Source organism: Enterovibrio coralii, from assembly GCF_001559595.1.
Lineage (GTDB): Bacteria > Pseudomonadota > Gammaproteobacteria > Enterobacterales > Vibrionaceae > Enterovibrio > Enterovibrio coralii.
The window spans coordinates 126213-140942 of sequence record NZ_LNTY01000049.1 but is presented as its reverse complement, the minus strand read 5'-3'; the positions used below and the strand labels follow the sequence as shown (position 1 = coordinate 140942).

Annotated in this window: 16 protein-coding genes, 1 pseudogene and 1 riboswitch; of the genes and pseudogenes, 6 read left to right on the top strand and 11 right to left on the bottom strand. The window is 47.7% G+C overall.

What is annotated here, in order from left to right:
* Positions 1-360: 360 nt before the first annotated feature.
* The 5 genes and pseudogenes from ATN88_RS17840 to ATN88_RS17820 form a co-directional block, all read right to left on the bottom strand.
* Positions 361-1350, bottom strand: coding sequence for an MBL fold metallo-hydrolase (locus tag ATN88_RS17840; protein WP_067418936.1), 990 nt, complete (start codon positions 1348-1350; stop codon positions 361-363).
* Between the two features lie 148 nt (positions 1351-1498).
* On the bottom strand, positions 1499-1954 hold the full coding sequence (locus tag ATN88_RS17835; protein WP_067418863.1) for a hypothetical protein: 456 nt from the start codon (positions 1952-1954) through the stop codon (positions 1499-1501).
* Between the two features lie 119 nt (positions 1955-2073).
* Positions 2074-2711: pseudogene (pcp, locus tag ATN88_RS17830) on the bottom strand (pyroglutamyl-peptidase I).
* A gap of 8 nt (positions 2712-2719) precedes the next feature.
* Positions 2720-3625, bottom strand: coding sequence for a DUF979 domain-containing protein (locus ATN88_RS17825; RefSeq protein ID WP_067418861.1), 906 nt, complete (start codon positions 3623-3625; stop codon positions 2720-2722).
* Between the two features lie 5 nt (positions 3626-3630).
* A complete protein-coding gene (locus ATN88_RS17820; RefSeq protein ID WP_067418858.1) occupies positions 3631-4350 on the bottom strand; it encodes a DUF969 domain-containing protein in 720 nt (239 codons plus the stop codon).
* A gap of 437 nt (positions 4351-4787) precedes the next feature.
* Between ATN88_RS17820 and ATN88_RS17815 the strand changes: the two genes are divergently transcribed.
* Complete coding sequence (locus ATN88_RS17815; protein WP_067418856.1) at positions 4788-5357, top strand: hypothetical protein; 570 nt, start codon at positions 4788-4790, stop codon at positions 5355-5357.
* A gap of 50 nt (positions 5358-5407) precedes the next feature.
* Positions 5408-5905 carry a L,D-transpeptidase family protein gene (locus ATN88_RS17810; RefSeq protein ID WP_067418853.1) on the top strand — a complete coding sequence of 166 codons (498 nt, stop codon included), beginning with the start codon at positions 5408-5410 and terminating at the stop codon, positions 5903-5905.
* A 63-nt stretch (positions 5906-5968) separates the two neighbouring features.
* Here the strand turns inward: ATN88_RS17810 and gbpA are convergent, their stop codons facing one another.
* The 5 genes from gbpA to ATN88_RS17785 all read right to left on the bottom strand — a co-directional run bounded on the left by gbpA (position 5969) and on the right by ATN88_RS17785 (position 11386).
* On the bottom strand, positions 5969-7534 hold the full coding sequence (gene gbpA, locus ATN88_RS17805) for an N-acetylglucosamine-binding protein GbpA (protein ID WP_067418851.1): 1566 nt from the start codon (positions 7532-7534) through the stop codon (positions 5969-5971).
* A gap of 81 nt (positions 7535-7615) precedes the next feature.
* A riboswitch (cyclic di-GMP riboswitch) is annotated at positions 7616-7712 on the bottom strand.
* A 206-nt stretch (positions 7713-7918) separates the two neighbouring features.
* Complete coding sequence (locus tag ATN88_RS17800; protein WP_067418848.1) at positions 7919-8404, bottom strand: GNAT family N-acetyltransferase; 486 nt, start codon at positions 8402-8404, stop codon at positions 7919-7921.
* On the bottom strand, positions 8404-10365 hold the full coding sequence (locus ATN88_RS17795) for a monovalent cation:proton antiporter-2 (CPA2) family protein (RefSeq protein WP_067418845.1): 1962 nt from the start codon (positions 10363-10365) through the stop codon (positions 8404-8406). The genes ATN88_RS17800 and ATN88_RS17795 overlap by 1 nt, the downstream gene beginning before the upstream one ends.
* The gene (locus ATN88_RS17790; RefSeq protein WP_067418843.1) at positions 10362-10991 is read right to left on the bottom strand and encodes an NAD(P)H-dependent oxidoreductase; all 630 of its coding nucleotides are present in this window, start codon (positions 10989-10991) and stop codon (positions 10362-10364) included. Before ATN88_RS17790 ends, ATN88_RS17795 begins: the two co-directional genes overlap by 4 nt.
* A gap of 35 nt (positions 10992-11026) precedes the next feature.
* Positions 11027-11386, bottom strand: a complete 360-nt coding sequence (locus ATN88_RS17785; RefSeq protein WP_067418841.1) for a winged helix-turn-helix transcriptional regulator — start codon at positions 11384-11386, stop codon at positions 11027-11029.
* Positions 11387-11483: 97 nt separating this feature from the next.
* On the opposite strand from ATN88_RS17785, the gene ATN88_RS17780 reads away from it, so the two are divergent.
* Complete coding sequence (locus tag ATN88_RS17780; RefSeq protein ID WP_067418839.1) at positions 11484-12071, top strand: NAD(P)H-dependent oxidoreductase; 588 nt, start codon at positions 11484-11486, stop codon at positions 12069-12071.
* Positions 12071-12610 carry a peroxiredoxin family protein gene (locus tag ATN88_RS17775; protein WP_067418836.1) on the top strand — a complete coding sequence of 180 codons (540 nt, stop codon included), beginning with the start codon at positions 12071-12073 and terminating at the stop codon, positions 12608-12610. The genes ATN88_RS17780 and ATN88_RS17775 overlap by 1 nt, the downstream gene beginning before the upstream one ends.
* A 74-nt stretch (positions 12611-12684) precedes the next feature.
* Here the strand turns inward: ATN88_RS17775 and ATN88_RS17770 are convergent, their stop codons facing one another.
* Positions 12685-13317, bottom strand: a complete 633-nt coding sequence (locus ATN88_RS17770; protein ID WP_067418834.1) for a LysE family translocator — start codon at positions 13315-13317, stop codon at positions 12685-12687.
* A 103-nt stretch (positions 13318-13420) separates the two neighbouring features.
* On the opposite strand from ATN88_RS17770, the gene ATN88_RS17765 reads away from it, so the two are divergent.
* Positions 13421-13825 carry a thiol-disulfide oxidoreductase DCC family protein gene (locus ATN88_RS17765; protein ID WP_067418831.1) on the top strand — a complete coding sequence of 135 codons (405 nt, stop codon included), beginning with the start codon at positions 13421-13423 and terminating at the stop codon, positions 13823-13825.
* Positions 13826-14019: 194 nt separating this feature from the next.
* On the top strand, positions 14020-14721 hold the full coding sequence (locus ATN88_RS17760; RefSeq protein ID WP_067418829.1) for a PilZ domain-containing protein: 702 nt from the start codon (positions 14020-14022) through the stop codon (positions 14719-14721).
* Positions 14722-14730 lie beyond the last annotated feature (9 nt).

The window sequence follows — 14730 nt, the reverse complement described above, 5'->3', positions numbered from 1 at the left end:
TGATTCAAAAAGAAATTTTTGAAATAGTATCAGCGAATAGTCCCAATGAAATATTTAAAAATACGTCGAAACACTCAAGTGTTTAAAAAACAACCACAACACCACTAGCTTGATTAAAAAAATATATGAGTGAGATAAAGACTATTTTATAACTAACACTTTTCCGCTATGAGAAGAGTAAATAGAAGGGTGCTTTATCGTAATCAGACTACGTACACTCTCTCGTTGTTGTTAGTCACTTGATTGTTGTGCTTAGTGCGCCGGATTACTTAGGTCGGAGGCATCAATAATCAGGTATTTCAGCCTCCGCACTTTGCCTTTGCGCTCTCTTGACGAGCTGTGACTTGTAGTAGCCCCAGCCTAGGGCGCGAAACTTAGCGTGTCGCCTTGCTGTGGGAAGTGGAAATTCACGCCTAAGGTGTTGGCTTCTTCAAGCTGGCGTTTGATGATGGTTTCAGGGGACTCACCCTTTTTCAAACTGTATTTGATGTGGCTGATGACAACATCTAAACCTTTCAAACTGCCTTTTCCGCTCAAGCTTTCCAGCGTCTTCAGTTCTTCGAGCAACCATTTAGGCGTCAGGTGACCGAACAATTGTTTATCTGGGGTTTCGTTGCGGAAGGAGACTTCAATGACGATGCCTTTGAGCTTGTCGTTTTTGACATGCTCTGAGAGCGACGACCACACCTTTTTTAGCGCATCGCTTTTCTCTACCGCATCCGGTCCTGTGTCACCAAAGTAAGCAAACATATCGCCATCGGTATCTTTCATCACGAATGCTGTCGATAGACCACCAGAGTGCGAGAGGGGCATGGCTTTGACGTTTAAGCTTGTGCCTGCCACAGGCTGCCATTGTGCTTCGGGTAAATCGGTATAGGTGTACTTGCTGAGTTTGAAGCCTTTACCTTCATTGCCAAAGTTTGGCCATGCTGACCAGTTGAAGTAGTTATTTTGCAGGTCGTCATTGGTCGCAGACAAGGCATAGATTGGCTTGTTGCTGTCATCTGGCGAACTGATGATCATTCCTGCTACGTGGTCTAAGTGAGCATGGCTGATGAAGTAACCTTTGATGCGTTCTTTTAGTAGGTAACCCACTTTGGTGTAGGGCGAGGTTTCTGGCACCTTGATATCAGAAAACGCCCCCTTTTCATCAGAGACAATCAAGCCGTTAACAACAGAACCTGCATCCAGCATCACGTAGTTATCGTCTTGGTCGCTTTTCAGCATAAACGCGGTGAGATTACCGTCTTGAATGCCACCTTTACTTCCCAATGTCACCAAATCGTACCCAGCCGCATTTACACCAAACGACAGGCACCCCACCAAAACAGCAAGCTTACGTCTAAACATGTTCATCCTTTTCTTTGGCCGCGACAGAAACTAGAAAGGCGCGCCAACCTGTTATGTTGAAGGCCGCCATTTTAGTCTTGGGTCACTCAACGCCCTACGGATTTTTCATCACGGTTCGTGCGCCAGATTCCATTCTGAGAAAGAAGGTTTAGGCAGAATATTGTTGGATAAAGATTCGCAGAAATTTCTCGCCATCCTCACCATCTTTGAAGGCTTTCCAGCAATCAAATATCGCGGTTTCATGATCGGCAATCAATGCATAGGCGTCTTGGTTGTTCTCGGACTCCATCGCCCATTCTCGGTATTTCACTTCGTAAGGCTCTACCCAATCTGTGAGGGTTTCAGTGAGTTCATCCCAAGGCATCGCAATCCATTTTTCAGCATCAACAATACCCTTTGCCTGCATTTCCACGTCGTCTCTTTTGAAAGGGATAAACGCGGTGCGTAAGTGTGGCTCAAGCAGGTTTGCCGTTAAGGTTTCCACTTCAATCAGGGTTTGCCATAAGGTTTGGCGTGATTTGTCGGCGTAGTTTTTGGCGAAGTAAGAAAAGAAGGCGATACCGTAGATTTCACCGCGATAGGCAGTCAGCAGTTGAGCGTTCATATGCAAGCCACATTTTGTGTGTTTCAGTCGATGTCAGGATTATACTCAAGCTTTGTCTAGATGCTACGGATACAAAAAAGCCGAGCAACCGCCCGGCTTTTCCTAATCAATTTTGCGTATTAGCAAATTTGACCCGCACCAATCACTGCGTCTTTTTTGTTTGTCAGCGTTGCTTGTGCTGCGACACGCAGACCTTCAACGATGGTTTCCAGTGACATAGAAGCCTGATCAGTAGCCGCAGCTTGCTCTGGCAGCAGAGGGATATGATGAAACCATGGCCGATATCCGTCTCGCGTAGGAAGTGCTGCACGCCATAGAACACGTGGTTACAAACAAATGTACCTGCAGTGTTAGACACCTGACATGGAATGCCGCTGTCTTGCAGTGCTTTGGTGATTGCCTTAATTGGCAATGTGGTGAAGTACGCGTCTGGGCCGTCTTCTACGATTGGCTCATCAATTGGTTGATTGCCACCGTTGTCTGGAATACGGAAATCATCCACGTTGATCGCCACGCGCTCAGGGGTAATCGATGCACGACCAGCTGCCTGACCAACAGTGATCACGTAGCTTGGTTTGTGTAGTTCGATTGCCGCTGTTACCGCTTTAATCGCTTCATAACGCGTTACCGGCACTTCACAGGTAACGATTTCACCGCCTTCAAGTTTCACACCTTCTAGCTTTTTCACCGCTTCCAGAGCTGGGTTGATAGCTGCGCCACCAAACGGTTCAAAACCAGTAATTAGAATTTTTTTCATCGCTTTCCTCAGAATGCAAAGCTGTACATAACGAAGATGTTAAATGCAAGGATGATCAGACCAGGAATCACCTGCATCATAATAACGTGGTGCTTGTTTTTCAGTTCAAGCAGTGCTGCTGGAACCACGTTGAAGTTTGCCGCCATTGGCGTCATCAAGGTACCGCAGTAGCCAGACAGCATACCCAGAACACCGATGATTGCCGCATTACCGCCAAACTCCAGTACCAGCAACGGAATACCAATACCTGTGGTGATTACAGCAAATGCCGCAAAAGCGTTGCCCATGACCACAGTGAAAATCATCATACCTGCACAGTAGGCAATCACGTTGATCAGCAACATGTTTTCCGGAATCATCATCTTGACGATTTGTGCAACGGTATCGCCCACACCCGCCTGATTGAACAGGTAACCCAGTGCAGCAAGGAATTGCGACAAAATTGCCGCCCAACCGATCGAGTCAATCAGACGACGACCTTCGCTCAGGCTGTGCATTGGTTTGCTCTTGGTGATCATCAGCGCAACGATAATCGAAGCGATCGATGCCAAGCCCAAACCCACCAGCGCGCCCAGAGACGTAAACTGGCTGATGGCAACCGTACCTACTGGCACAATAGCCGCAGGGATAAACAGTTTGTTTTTCAGTACAGATGCGGTCTTTTGACGTTCTTCATCTTTCGTGGTGCCGTAGTTGCCCACACCCATGAATCCACCTGCTGCCAGAGCAGTTAGTGCCAGAACCATCAAGCCTGTCACCCAGTTCGGGATCATTGCGCCAAAGATGAACGTCACGCCATAAATAAGCCAGAACAGGCCAGTACCTAGGCGTTTCGGGTTTTCTTTGTCCAAGAAGGTTTGGAAAGAGAAAGCAAGCAGCAACAAACCCGTGGTTTGATAGATATATTCCAACATGGTGCTTACCCTTCTTTTTGTGCGTCAGCGTTTGCAGCCACTGATGCATCGTTATTGCTTTGCGATTTCAGAAGGCGCGCTTCTGTGATTTTGCTGAAGATGACGAACACCACGAAAGACGCGATGGCTGTTGGCAGTGCCCACAACGCCATGGTTTCCAGCTTCACATCCAAGTTGTTGTCTGTCATTACGCCTTTGATCAGCAAGATACCACCGGTACCGATGAACAGTAGCTGACTGAAGAAGTTACCGAAGTTTTCACTCGCCGCAGACAATGCGCGAATGGATTGACGTTTTTCGTCAGAAAGGTTTGGTGACTCTTTCTCTGCCGCTGCTTCCGCCATAGGCGCAATCAACGGACGAATCATTGCTGGATGGCCACCAATACTCAGACCCATGCCGTTCGTGACTTTACGCAACAGCAAATAGGTCATCAGAATCTTGCTTACAGAGGCTTTTTTCATTGAGCCGATCATTTGCTCTGCACGTTGACGCAGGCCGAAGCGCTCAAGGATACCAATCATTGGAAGGATAAGGATGAAAAGAGACATGTAGCGGTTTTGGGTGAAGGATTGACCTAAAATAGAAAGGATGTCCATTACCGCTATATCGGCGACTAAGCCAGTTGACACGCCAGCAACCAAGATAACGAGTAGAGTGTTCAGTTTTAACGCTAACCCTACCGTTATAATCACAATGCCAATCAATGGCCAAAAATCAATCATAGGTGTCCTCTACACGACCTTTATATATAAATTGCGATCCATGATGTAAAAATCATCGACGCTTCGACTATACAAGAGCCTTATAGCGACCTGCAATTAGAGATTTTTGTGTTACCAACCAATTTATCTACTTGATACAGTGAAGAAACAAAAAGCCAAACAATTCACCTTAGTTTAATCAATAAATCTCCTAAATAACCTGACATTTGTGAATACAACGAAACTATAGATGGCAGCACATCCAGCTCAAATATTGTTCATTTTACTTATTACGGTTGATTTTTAATCTGTACTTCATGAAATAACAACCTTTCTACAGCCTCAGCCAAAAAAGTGCTTTTCTGTCTCATTTGAAGAACATTTAGCCTAGGGTTCTCAAGGATATACTGCGTGACCACCGCATTTCGTAAGCGCTTTCTAATCAATAAGGACGTATGATGAACGCGACACGTAGCATTTTTGGTGCCTTGTCTGTAGCACTGATGTCAGCTTGTACGATTCAAACAGATCCCGCAAAACCTCTTCTCATTTACACAGCAAAGCAGGCAGTAAAACTCTCCTACTGTGATGATTTGGCAAATACGGCTTATCAAATCGCCGAAGAAAAGCGCGGCGGTGCCACCAAACAATCGCTGTTTACGGCCATCACCAATGACAGCTCTGCGGAAATCAAAGCGGCTTTAGTCGACGATATCTATCGGTCAGATCTTGAAAGCAGCTGGGCTTACGCAACCAATGTGTTTTCTGAATGCGCAACCAAAGTGGCAGATATTCCCTCGGACAATATCGAGGTGGCTTCGCTTTGCGCGCAGAAATCGCTCGTTGCCCTGGGAGCTGGCGAGATGTTCCAGAGAAACGAAGCCAAGGTCGATGCCTACACAGCGTTTGCGCCTTACAAATCGGTGAGGCCCTTTGTCGTGGTAGATAAAGTGTATGAAGAGCGGCTCAACAGCCAACAGGCCAGCGATTGGGCATGGGATTACTGCATGAGCACAGTGTCTGATTGAAAAATGCTGACTATCAACAATACTGACAATTAAAACCATTCAGGGATGTTATGAAAAAGGGACTGATTGTTTTGCTGCTTGCGCTCTTTACCACTCATGCGAATGCAGATGATGTCGGCGAAGAGAGCACGCTCAGCGTCCGGGTGGATAAATCTGCGCGATTGATGTTTTTGCTCGAAAACAATCGCGTCATCAAATACTACCGTATTGCGCTGGGTGCCAACCCTGAAGGACACAAACTACGCGAAGGCGATAAACGCACACCAGAAGGCAATTACACCCTCGATCTGGTCAATGAACAGTCCCGCTTCTACCGCTCAATTCGCATCAACTACCCGAACACCAATGACATTGCGCGCGCGGCACGCTTAGGTGTCAGCCCCGGCGGACAAATCATGATCCACGGCCAAAAGAACGGAAATGGCCCCCACCCTAGCGAATCACGCGGCGCAGATTGGACTGACGGATGCATCGCTATCTCGAATGATGAAATGGATGAGTTTCTGAGCCTGATCCCAGTCGGCACACCTATCGAGATTGTCTGGTAAACAAAAAGCCCGAATCTTCGCAGACTCGGGCTTTCGATTTAGTGCTTCTTGTTCAGCATTAAATTATTGGCAGACGAATGGACCTTTGTCGCTCCACGCTTCTGGTGATGTCGCTGGGCTGCTGTTTACCCACCAGTTCGCTTCGTACAGGTTACCTTCGAAAATGACTTGGTCGCCGCCGTTGTAAGCCTTGCCAGATGTCCACGCCACTGGCATGTTGCTCAGCAGTTTCCACGCATCGCTGGTTTCTGGTGTTGCACCCTGAATCCAGTATTTCGCTTCGTACACCAGACCATTGAAGTTCACTTTCTCGCCGCCAGTGTACGTCGTTTCTGCAGACCATGCAGGGTGATTAACTGCATCTGGGTCAGTGCCACACTGCTCGCCTTTTTCAACAAGGAAGAAGTCCAGCATTTGCTGATCAACCATATTGCCTTCCACATCTTTCACACGCGTTACCAGCATATGGTGACCCGCTTTCGCGTTGGTCAACGTCATTTCTACCGCTTCAGTCATACCGTCTGCGATAGCCAGTTTTTCGTAAGCCAATGCATCTTGCGCGTGGTTGTAAACGGTCATCTCGACGTTCACATCACCCGATGCGCTTACAGCGAGATCCAGCGTCACACCCTTGTCGCCGATTTGGTATTCGTTCGCCAAACCATCAACTGCCACATTGTACTCAGGTACCGTTGTGTCGATGTCATAACCCACTTCAACACGGGAAACGCCGCTGTTCGCTTTTACAAAAATTGGGTTCGCGCCGAATACCGGGGTAAACGCATCATCATTCGCACGCTGACCTGCTTTGATGTTGTCGTAACTTGCGTTGATTTTGGTCGCCAGATTGTAAGACCAGTTATTTGCGATACCCGCTTTTTCGCTGTCAATCTTTAGGCGTACTGACATTTCTGGACGTTCGCCGTTTGCGTCAAACACGCGAGTAAAGACTGCATCATCTTCGCTCAGGTTCATGCCCGGGTTGATTTGACCGCCTTGTGACCACGTTGGTAGCACAGGTAGATCGCCATCGAACTGAACGTCAATCACGTTGTAGAACGCCGCTGCGGTATCACCCACATCCCAGACCGCCAGAATCACTTGGTAGCCTTCACGTGTTGGTACATCACACGCGTGAAGCATGTTCTTTGGCGGCTTCTGCATGTTGCCTTCAACAGTACAGAATGGGTTCAGATCGAAGCTTGCGCGTGTCAGTGGCTGGTTTGGATTCCAGTTCTGTTGTGTGATGTAGTATTTCCAGGTGCGCGTAACGTGCGGCGCGGTGAACGTCCATTCAAAGTGTTGAGGACCGGCTGCCATCGGCGTTTTTACCCAACGCGATGACGTTTGCTCATCCAGCGCAGAAAATTGGATCAAACCCGCACTGGCGATTTTGCCGTCTTCAGGACCCAGTTCTGGGAAACCTTCCGGACCTTCAACACTCTGTGGTTCCCATTGCACTTGGCCACAGTTAGTGTTTTTCTCACCGTTAGCATTGGTGTACTTACACAATGCAGCACGGCCAGGTGCTGCGCCGCCTTCAACAGCACTGACATAACCGTGAGACATCGCGCCCGCACTGAAAAGTGCTGCCGCAACGGGCAGTAAAGTTGTTCTTAGTTTGAGCATGTTTGTTCTTCCTGAGTGTTTTATTGTTTTGTAATCACACACGCACGGACAAACGTCGCAAAGAGGGCATTCTCTGGCGAGAATGGCGGCCCCGCTATCATAAGCTCAAACAATGAAGTGAGCCCTTAGACCGGTGGCTTTGCGTCCTGTTTTTTCAAACAGTTTGCCGATAAGAGTGGCACGGCGAAGAATAGTCAGAAATTTCTGACAGGCAATTCCATCTTGCTTTAGTTCACATTTTTAATGCAACAATATGAACCAAGATCACATTTTCCCTGTTTTGCTATTCACATTCACCATCAATATCAGTGAAGCAATATCTCACTAACAAGTTGATTGAATTAAAAAAGCCAGACATGATGTCTGGCTTTTTAGTCTCTCTTTCTATCTGGATAAATGCTTTATCATTCGAAGCAATACCCAAGTCTCACCTTCCACGACACGAGACTTGGTTTGGCCGTCATCCCGTTCAAAGCCTAATGACTGATAGCACCGGATTGCCGCATCGTTTTGCTCGAACACTGCCAAACTCACGGTGGTGACATCGCAATCTTCTTTAGCAACGCCGAGGGCAAGCGATACAAGCTGTTTCCCCCATCCTTTGCCTCGGTTGTCATCATCCGCGACCAGCACGCGACACAATCGGCGTTCTTGGCGGGACACATTATACAGCTCGACATATCCCACTGCCCTTTGCTCATGTAACAACAAGAACGCGCTGACTTCCGGTTTAGCTAGGTGAGTCCTCACTTGCAATTCCGTAAGCGGAAATTCAAATGTTGGTCCACCCCAGAGCACATTTTGCTGTGGACTTTGAATCCAGCCACACAACAAAGGGGCATCTTCATCAGTGAACGGGACTAACAGCATCAGGCTGGCTTTTCCTCGCCCGGTTGTTCACTGCTTTTGTCTGCATCGTCTTCAAAATCATCAAGATAGTTTTTCGGTGGCGGTGTCCACTCACGTTCTGTCATCGCATGTCTGTCCATTCGGTCAGCATCCATCGCCTCTTTGATGGTTTCTTCCAGCTGGATAAACAGATGCTGATAGTGAACATCATACGATTGCGACTCTTCGCCACCCATCCATGTTTCGTAGAGCGTTTCCGAGCTTTCTTTCTCGATACGGTTAAACGTCGCTTTCTTCTGTTCAACCTCAAATGGATGCACGCCAAGTGAAAGCAGCGCTTCACCACCCATCGCCAATGCGGAGCGGTAGGTTTCTTTAATCACATAGTCCGCACCGGAATGACGCAGCATGTAGGCATGCCCACGGTCGAATGCTCTCGCCAGAATCTTCACATGCGGGTAAGTGTGTTTTACGTACTCCACCAGTTCTGTAGAGGCTTCTTGGTTGTCCATCGACACCACCAAGATAGCGGCTTCTTCAATGCCTGCGGTATGCAGCAAGTCAGGGCGTGTGGCGTCACCGAAGTAACTCTTAATGTTAATCTGACGGAGGTTTTCAACTTGCGTTGCCTCATGGTCCAATACCACGGTTTTCACACCATTCGCCGTAAGAAGACGGTTTACGACCTGACCAAAGCGACCAACACCGGCGATGATCACCGTGCCTTGTTCATCAATTTCATCCGGCTCACGATCATTCGATGCCTTCTCGTAACGCGGCAAAATCACTTTATCGTATAGGATAAAGAGACCCGGCGTGAGGAACATCGAAAGTGCCACGACCAGAGACAAAAGCTGCGCCAACTCTGTTGGGATCACGTGGTTTTGCGTTGAGAAGCTAAGCAGCACAAAACCAAACTCACCGGCTTGAGCCAGACTCAACGCAAATAACCAGCGCGCCGAGCCTTTGATGCGAAAGATGAACGAAAGCAGCAACAACACCAAGGCTTTCAGCACCATCAAACCTAGCGTCAGGCCAATGATGACGAAAAAGTCGTTGAACAGAATGCCGAAGTTAATCCCTGCACCCACGGTGATAAAGAACAAGCCAAGCAACAAGCCTTTGAACGGCTCGATGTTAGATTCCAGCTCATGACGGAACTCACTGTTAGCCAACACCACACCCGCAAGGAAGGTACCCAGCGCAGGGGAAAGCCCAACAAGGCTCATGAGCGCGGCAATACCAATCACCAGCATCAACGCCGTGGCAGTAAATATCTCACGAAGACCTGAGCTTGCAACAAAGCGGAAAAGCGGACGGCTAAGATAGTGTCCCCCGACGACCACACCAGCGATGGTTGCCGTAATAACAAGCCCTAACGCCCAGCCCGGCAAACCCGCTACCAAGCTCAATTGTTCATGGTGTTCAGCAGCACCGGCCGCCGCGGCTTGCGCCTTTTCAACCAATTCAGGTAGTGCCAGCAACGGGATGAAGGCCAACATGGGAATAACCGCAATGTCTTGGAACAAGAGTACCGAGAATGCGCTGCGGCCACCTTCTGTTTTGGTCAGGCGTTTTTCATTGAATGTTTGCAACACAATCGCAGTTGAAGACAATGCGAAGATCATGCCGATGGCAAGTGCAATGCTCCATTGGAGTGACAAGACGAGCGCGATACCCATGACCGCAGCCGCCGTGATACCCAGTTGCAGACCACCTAATCCCAGCAGTTTGTTGCGCATCGCCCAAAGCATTTTCGGCTCTAGCTCCAAACCGACCAGAAATAGCATCATCACCACACCAAACTCAGCGAAGTGTTGAATGGTTGTGGTTTCAGAACCGACCAGCCCAACAACAGGACCAATCACAACACCTGCAATCAGGTAACCAAGCACGGAGCCCAGTCCCAGACGCTTGGCAATCGGCACAGCAATAACAGCAGCAATCAGATAGATGAATGCCTGAAGAAATAACCCTGTCATGCCACACCTTCCTTAAATACTGAATGCACGTTGGTGGCAGTTACTTTTTCTCGCTTTGCCAGTTTATCGGTGTCCACACCGTCGGCCACAAACGCTTCCAGCAACTTTTTATAACACTCGGTATGACGGGCTACTTTGCCGTCTTCGACCGCAGTCCGTGAGCCAAACAATGCAAACGGCGCCAGGTAATCCATGCCCGTTAGGTTCGCCATTTGCTCCAGCGGATAAAGCAGCTCTCGAATTTTGAAGTGGTTAAAACCATCAGCCTTGTAAGCTTCTTCTTTACCACCTGCTGTGATCGCACAGATGAATTTCTTACCGTGCAATGCTTTGCCTTTAGAGCCGTATGCAAAGCCGTATTCCAACACCAAGTCTTGCCATTCTTTCAAAATGGATGGCGTGGAATACCAGTAAAGCGGGAATTGGAAGATGATGACATCGTGCTCAACCAAGCGTTTCTGCTCTCGGTCGATATCAATGTGGTAAGTGGGATATTCTGCATAAAGATCGACAACCGTGACGCCATCGACCTGATTTGCAACGTTAAAAAGCGGCGCATTCACTTCTGATCGCCGCTGTGAAGGGTGTGCAAATAGCACCAGAACCTTTTTGTTATCGTTTGCCATGGTGATCCTTTAAATGTTGGCAGACCTTAGCGAATTTAAACGCCGTACTTCTCTGTCCATTCTTTTAATTCTTCCAATACACAAAGTGCTGAGCGACCAAACTCTGTAATTTCATAGCTCACGGCAATGGGGCGTGTGCTTAACACATTTCTACGCACCAAGCCGATCTCTTCCATTTCCTTCAGCCGTTGGTCGACCATTTTTTTACTCGCGCCACCTAACTGACGGCAAAGGTCATTGAACCTGACCGGCTCATCCTTTAGATGCCAAAGGATTGATGCTTTCCATTTCCCACCAAGGATTCGCATTCCTCGCTCGATGGGACAAGGCTCCAAGCACGTTGACTTACTGCTTTTCGCTGCACCACTTTCCTTTGTTTGTCCTGCATTTGACATAGTTTCGCACTAGGTTACTAAAAGTATACTGGTTGACAGTTGTAACCAAGTGTAACAAAGTCATTGCGCAATTATCAACCAGAGGGATCACCAATAAATGAACGTACTCATCATAAATGGTCACCATTTTTATCCTTTCTCAGAAGGTAGACTCAACGGTAAATTGGTTGATTTAGCGTTAGAAACCCTGTCTGAAATGGGAACGAACGTGCGCTTATCTGCTGTCGACAGCGATTACAACGTCGAAGAAGAAGTTGAAAAACACCAGTGGGCTGACGTCATCATCCTCCAATCACCGGTCAACTGGATGGGTGTATCTTGGAAGATGAAAAAGTACATGGACGAAGTCTACACTGCGGGTATGGGCGGACAGCTATGCAGTGGCGACGGTCGACATCGTGATACCGACGATCAATACGGCACAGGTGGCACGTTGACGGGTAAGAAATACATGCTTTCTTTAACGTTCAACGCACCAAAGGAAGCGTTTGACGATAAAAGCCAATATTTGCTGCAAGGCAAAAGCGTTGATGACATGTGGCTTCCCATGCACTTGAATTTTCGTTTCTTCGACATGACGGCGTTGCCAACGTTTGTTTGCTACGACGTGATGAAAAACCCAGATATCGAAAACGATCTGGTGCGCTTTAAGCACCATCTGATTTCAGAGCTAGGAGAACAGTAATGGCTTACACCAATAAACTGGCTGCAGGAAGCGAATTTCCTGCCATTACCCTAAACGCACTCGATGGCACAGCGCATACTCTCGGTAAACCAAGAGACGGTGCCACTTGGCAGATGGTGGTCATTTATCGTGGGAGGCATTGCCCAATGTGTACCCGTTATCTCAATCAACTTGAAGGCTTTAAAGAAAAACTGGCCGAGATTGGTGTGGATATCATCGCAGCGTCAGGTGACAGCAGCGAACAACTCGAAGAGCATCTAACTAAATTAGAGGTCTCTTTCCCGTTTGTATACGGTCTCAGCGAAGACCAAATGAAAGCACTAGGCCTGTGGATTTCCATTCCTCGCTCAGAGCAAGAGACAGACCATCACTTCGCAGAGCCTGGTCTGTTCGTGGTGAATGAACACGGTACGGTGCAAGTCGTGGATATTTCAAACAATCCTTTCGTGCGTCCTGATATCGAAACACTGGTCAATGGCCTTTCCTGGATTCGTAACCCAGATAACAACTACCCAATTCGCGGCACTGCGCCTTATTAATGCGCTGCGACAATACCTTGTTTGATCAAAAAGCCCCGCGTTTTAAGCGGGGCTTTTTCAGTTAACACTGAGGGTCATTTGGTCGTACTGGTGAACAACAACTTGATCCCAAAGGCCAACATCACTGAACCTAAAACTCTATCTACCCAATGGCCAATTTTCTTGAACTTCGCCTGAACCGAAGGCTTGGATAAAATCATGGCCACAGAGCCAAACCACACCATCTGAATAAACATCATCCACGCGCCAAGCAATGCAAGTTCACTGACTGGCATTTCCGGCGACAACACCAAAGTGAAAACTGACAGGAAATAGAGCGGTGCTTTTGGGTTCAGCGCATTGCACACAAATCCCATACTGATAAGTTTCATCGCTGAGCGCGGTTTCACTGTTGTATTTTGGTCGTTATCACCCACAGACGCTTTACTGCGAATGCCTTTCCAACCTAAGTAAATCAGATACGCTGCTGCCAAGTATTTCATGATACTCAACACCATCGACGACTCGCTGATCACCGTCGCTAGGCCAACAGAAGAATAGATGATGTGAATGGAAAGACCGAGTGCAATACCTAGGCTAACGAGAAGGCCTGCGCGACGCCCATGCACGAGCGATTGTTGTGACACCATCACAAAATCAGGACCTGGCGAAGCCGCTCCCAACAAATGCACCAAGGTCAGCGTTAAAAACGCTTGATAAAATTCCATTTCCCTTCTCCTTCTGCTCAATGTTACAAAGGTGTTATGCTGTTAATCCAAATGAAATTCAAGGCCGTAAGATAACTTGTTTTCATGCCAAAGGAACCACGAGATGAAGTTCACACTTTTTTACGACGGAAGCTGCCCATTGTGCGTTGCGGAAATGGGAAAGTTAAGAGAGCTGAACAAACAAGGCGCACTTAGCTTTGAAGATATTCTTGCGCCGGATTTCTCGGACAGATATCCGGACATCGACGTGAACAAAGCCAACCAAATCCTTCATGGATACACACACGAAGGTACCTTGTTGCTGGGGCTGGATGCAACACATAGAGCATGGAGCCTTGTTGGCAAGAAACCGTGGATTGGAATCTTAAGATGGCCTGTCATCCGCTGGTTTGCAGACCACTGCTATTTGTTTTTTGCCCGGAATCGCTATGCAATATCTTACGTGTTCACTGGACGTTCAAGGTGTGAACAAGGCGTCTGCTACAAGGACAAAAGCGCGTCTAAATAGCCCTTGTAGTGCCGTACATTACTGATGGGTTTGGCACTAACCTCCCACTTATTTGTGCGCCGCTTCAATGTATTGATGCCGCGAATACCACCAAATCACAATAACGCAGTAATATCAGCATCTTAAATTTGCGAATCAGCCAATCCAGCGTTCTGCGTGACTGATTCTATGGGTTAGATAATTCAAAGCATTTAATGAATACCACTGATACACTCGCGCCCGCCGCTTTTCTGCCTACGGTTGCTGTCGGCACTGCCCTTTCATTTGAACTCAAATACAAAGACAGAATTAGTGCCTTTACGGGGGCCTCAAAGCTGATTGGTTACCGTGATAAGAAATACATTCTTCTCGAAACGCCGCCAGATCCAGAGCTAAGCAAACTGCTAAACGATCCATCAGGATTGCAGGTTGTGATTAAAGGCCTCAATGCTTCGCGATTTGGCGAAATCTTCGCGTTTAAATCTCATATCCTGAGCGTCATGCATCGACCTGAGAAGATGTTAGCCATCGCCCTCCCTGATGTCGTGAACATTCACCGGATGCGAAAGTATGCGCGTTATCCCGTCTCTCGTATTGTTCAAATCGAAATTGACAGCAAAAACACGCTAGCAAAGTTAGCTGACTTCTCCTTGGGTGGCTGTGCTATTCGTACCTCTGCCAATCTCTTCGTTGACCAAGGTGAATCGTTACGTGTTGTTATTAATTCGCTGTTTGATGATCCGATATTCTTTGATGGAACCGTTGCGACAGTCAGTGGACATGGTGAAGGGATCCAGCTTAGCATCAAGTTTGATGAACCATGCTCAGAGATGCTGAAAAACACACTGGGTAGGCTGATAGTTCAATCAGATATAATTGCAGAAACTACAACGTCAAATGAAGCAACGACTGCTTAAATACGGTAA

Bases quoted from the DNA above. Each gene is read 5' to 3' on its own strand.
- ATN88_RS17825 (WP_067418861.1), bottom strand. From the start codon at position 3,625: ATGTTGGAATATATCTATCAAACCACGGGTTTGTTGCTGCTTGCTTTC.
- ATN88_RS17765 (WP_067418831.1), top strand. From the start codon at position 13,421: ATGAAGTTCACACTTTTTTACGACGGAAGCTGCCCATTGTGCGTTGCG.
- ATN88_RS17770 (WP_067418834.1), bottom strand. From the start codon at position 13,317: ATGGAATTTTATCAAGCGTTTTTAACGCTGACCTTGGTGCATTTGTTG.
- ATN88_RS17775 (WP_067418836.1), top strand. From the start codon at position 12,071: ATGGCTTACACCAATAAACTGGCTGCAGGAAGCGAATTTCCTGCCATT.
- ATN88_RS17795 (WP_067418845.1), bottom strand. From the start codon at position 10,365: ATGACAGGGTTATTTCTTCAGGCATTCATCTATCTGATTGCTGCTGTT.
- ATN88_RS17820 (WP_067418858.1), bottom strand. From the start codon at position 4,350: ATGATTGATTTTTGGCCATTGATTGGCATTGTGATTATAACGGTAGGG.
- ATN88_RS17780 (WP_067418839.1), top strand. From the start codon at position 11,484: ATGAACGTACTCATCATAAATGGTCACCATTTTTATCCTTTCTCAGAA.
- ATN88_RS17760 (WP_067418829.1), top strand. From the start codon at position 14,020: ATGAATACCACTGATACACTCGCGCCCGCCGCTTTTCTGCCTACGGTT.
- ATN88_RS17815 (WP_067418856.1), top strand. From the start codon at position 4,788: ATGAACGCGACACGTAGCATTTTTGGTGCCTTGTCTGTAGCACTGATG.
- ATN88_RS17785 (WP_067418841.1), bottom strand. From the start codon at position 11,386: ATGTCAAATGCAGGACAAACAAAGGAAAGTGGTGCAGCGAAAAGCAGT.
- gbpA (WP_067418851.1), bottom strand. From the start codon at position 7,534: ATGCTCAAACTAAGAACAACTTTACTGCCCGTTGCGGCAGCACTTTTC.
- ATN88_RS17800 (WP_067418848.1), bottom strand. From the start codon at position 8,404: ATGCTGTTAGTCCCGTTCACTGATGAAGATGCCCCTTTGTTGTGTGGC.
- ATN88_RS17810 (WP_067418853.1), top strand. From the start codon at position 5,408: ATGAAAAAGGGACTGATTGTTTTGCTGCTTGCGCTCTTTACCACTCAT.
- ATN88_RS17790 (WP_067418843.1), bottom strand. From the start codon at position 10,991: ATGGCAAACGATAACAAAAAGGTTCTGGTGCTATTTGCACACCCTTCA.
- ATN88_RS17840 (WP_067418936.1), bottom strand. From the start codon at position 1,350: ATGTTTAGACGTAAGCTTGCTGTTTTGGTGGGGTGCCTGTCGTTTGGT.
- ATN88_RS17835 (WP_067418863.1), bottom strand. From the start codon at position 1,954: ATGAACGCTCAACTGCTGACTGCCTATCGCGGTGAAATCTACGGTATC.